Origin of the sequence: Alkalihalobacillus sp. MEB130, from assembly GCF_032335535.1 — a bacterium.
GTDB lineage: Bacteria > Bacillota > Bacilli > Bacillales > Bacillaceae_D > Halalkalibacter.
The window spans coordinates 1-2,822 of record NZ_JAOANA010000051.1 but is presented as its reverse complement, the minus strand read 5'-3'; the positions used below and the strand labels follow the sequence as shown (position 1 = coordinate 2,822).

Below are 2,822 nucleotides of genomic sequence, written 5' to 3'. Positions count from 1 at the left end.
TGAATACAGCCAAGGGATTTTACCACCCTTGCCATCTTTTTTACCACTCTCCGCCAGGGAATTTACCACGCTACGCCAACATGTTTACCAAAAAAGCCCTACAGATTAACATTCTAGTAACCTGATAGGGCTTTTATTATTAATTAACTATTTAGAGTGGTTACTGAAGTAATCGAAGATTATCTTTCTAGTCCCTTCAAATATATCTTCCTCAGTCCAGCTATAAGGAACAGGTTCCTCGCCGTATACCTCTAAAAGCTTTTCATTTAGTTCCTTTGGGAAAGGAATCCAGGTTTTGTAACCCACCCAATAATAGTATTCTTCAATCTTCTGAATCTCCCTAGTGGTTAATGTGGCCATATTAAGGTTACCTGCCTAACCCATGACGCTCACGCATAGAAACTTCTCCATCTAGAAGAATTTGATAGGAGTCATGAATAATACGATCTAAGATTGCTTCCGCAATCGTTTCATTTCCTAGCTTTAAATGCCATCCATTAGGATCAATCTGTGAACAGAATATAGTGGAACCCACCTTATGACGAGCTTCTGTAATTTCCAAGAGGATTGCTGCTTCATCCGTTGTTAAATCTGTTAATAGCCACTCATCTAGGATAAGGAGGTCTACTTTCGTATATTTCTTTATGCTCTTCCGATAACTTCCGTCGGCTGCTAATTTAGCGAGTGACAGCTCATCTAGTAATTCTGGTAACCGAATATATTTAACGTTGAAAAACTGACGACAAGCAGATACTCCGAATGCAGTAGCTAAGAATGACTTTCCTGAACCAGTAGGTCCTTTTAATATAATGTTGTGACTATCAAGGATATAAGTACAATTAGCCAACTTCAAAATCAACTCTTTGTTTAGTCTTCTATCCTCATGATATTCTAGGTCTTCAATACATGCATTGGAGTTAAGAAAAGTCGCAGTTTTGATTAACCGCTGAAGCTTATTACTCTTTCTGCGGGCATGTTCTAAATCGACAAGTAAACTAAAACGATCTTCAAAAGTCATTTTTTGAAATTCTTTATTCGCTGCTTGTTCCTTATATGCTTCTGCCATGCCACTTAATTTCATCTCTAATAATTTTGTTAATGTTTGTTCATTCATCATTTATCCGTTCCCCCATAGTATGAAGCTCCACGTGTAAAGCCGTAATTGTTTGTGTTTATTTCTGTTTTCCGTTTTAATTCTTGCTCTGCGTCATTCTTCTTGTTAGTCTTCAGTAGCGTTTGGATACTTTTGACCGTTGGTCTTTTAGTCATTGAGAGTACCATCTTACAAGCACGTTCAATCTCATATTTTGTGTATCGACGCTCAAACTTCTTCAAAGAAAATATAGATTGTAGGGCTAGCTTCTCTGTTTGTGAAGTATCTAAAAGATATCGAATTACGCTTAACGTTGATTCTCCGATATTTTCTGCCCATTCAATCGCAGCTTCTGGGGTTTGATCAACGAATAATTTGTGATTATCTGGCATATGGTCGTGAATGGTGGTAGTTTGTCCGAATTTCCCATATAATCGTTTATGAGAGGCAATTCTCATATGATTAAAAAATACTTCTATGAGGTTATCGGACACTCTCACCTCGACTTCTCGATTGATATATTCGTATGGCACGGAATAAAACATACTATCGAAAGAAACGTGATAGTCAGGTGCTACAGTTGTCTTTTTCCATTCAGACATTTTATAAGGTGCTGTTGGAAGGGGAGAAAGCGCAAATTTCTCCTCTTCTTCAAAGGCAGACAAACGAGACCCTTTTTTCCGAGTGAAGGGTCTTTTATTAAATTCATCTAATTTCTGCCTAACCTCTTCGTTCAATTCATCAATTGTGAAGCAATGCGTATTTCTTAATGCTGCAATGATCCAGGTAGAGATAACTCCAACCGAACCTTCTACACTAGCTTTATCTTTGGGAGTACGCACCCTCGCAGGCATGACGACAGTGTTGTAGTAGTCTGCCATCTCCTTATAGGCAGGATTTAATATTAATTCCCTGGTCGTATGCTTCGTTACACTCGTTTTTAGATTGTCTGGAACGACAATCTGAGTCGTTCCACCAAAATATTTATACGCATTATTGTGCAGTGTAATCCATGAATGCGAATCCATAGATAAGCTTGCTTCTGCGTATGATAATTGGCTGCATGGCAGGGTCGCAACGAACATATAAGCTTTTACCTTTTCTCCAGTATCTCTATCAATGATGAATGCTGTGGAACCCGCCCAATCGACTTCCATGATTTCGCCTGGTTTTCTGCGAATGCGCAAAGTAGCTTTGTACTTATCTGCATAATTACTGTAATGACGCAAAAAACTACGATAAGAGTATGGAATCTTCTGGCTCGCTCTACATTCAGCTTCATATTCATGGTGGAGAAGTGAAAGTGTGACATTGGGCTTTGCCAACTCTTCATGAATATAGTCAAAGTTCAAAGGGTGTCGACCTGAAGCCTCTAATGTCTTCTCAGGAAAAAGAAATTCCTCAATCCACTTATCCGTCATTTCTTCCTCTAACGGACAGACTAACCCCTTCTTTTCGGCAAGACCGATGATCTCTGTTACTTTTTGACGAGAATGCCCAGTACTTGAAGCAATGCCTCTAAGGCTGATGCCCTCATCGTGTAATTCCAATATCTTTCGATAATGAATCATACAAAAATACCTCCTGAATAATAATGGCACACCTGAAGGTGTGCTCAATAATTATACAGAAGGTATAGCGGTAAACAGCTTGTCATTTGCTGGTACATTTCTTGTCACTAGGTGGTAAATAGAATGTCATTGGTGGTACATTTCACTGGCCGTAATCA

At 38.9% G+C, this 2,822-nt stretch carries 2 protein-coding genes; both read right to left on the bottom strand.

Annotated elements, in window-relative coordinates; all coding sequences use genetic code 11:
• Positions 1 to 367 precede the first annotated feature (367 nt).
• On the bottom strand, positions 368 to 1,117 hold the full coding sequence (gene istB, locus N0O92_RS23555) for an IS21-like element helper ATPase IstB (RefSeq protein WP_315617477.1): 750 nt from the start codon (positions 1,115 to 1,117) through the stop codon (positions 368 to 370).
• Positions 1,114 to 2,664 carry an IS21 family transposase gene (gene istA, locus N0O92_RS23550; RefSeq protein WP_315617475.1) on the bottom strand — a complete coding sequence of 517 codons (1,551 nt, stop codon included), beginning with the start codon at positions 2,662 to 2,664 and terminating at the stop codon, positions 1,114 to 1,116. The genes istB and istA overlap by 4 nt, the downstream gene beginning before the upstream one ends.
• Between the last annotated feature and the right edge of the window lie 158 nt (positions 2,665 to 2,822).

What these genes read in the sequence shown, in the direction of transcription:
- istA (WP_315617475.1), bottom strand. Translation starts at nt 2,664, where the DNA reads ATGATTCATTATCGAAAGATATTGGAATTACACGATGAGGGCATCAGC.
- istB (WP_315617477.1), bottom strand. Translation starts at nt 1,117, where the DNA reads ATGATGAATGAACAAACATTAACAAAATTATTAGAGATGAAATTAAGT.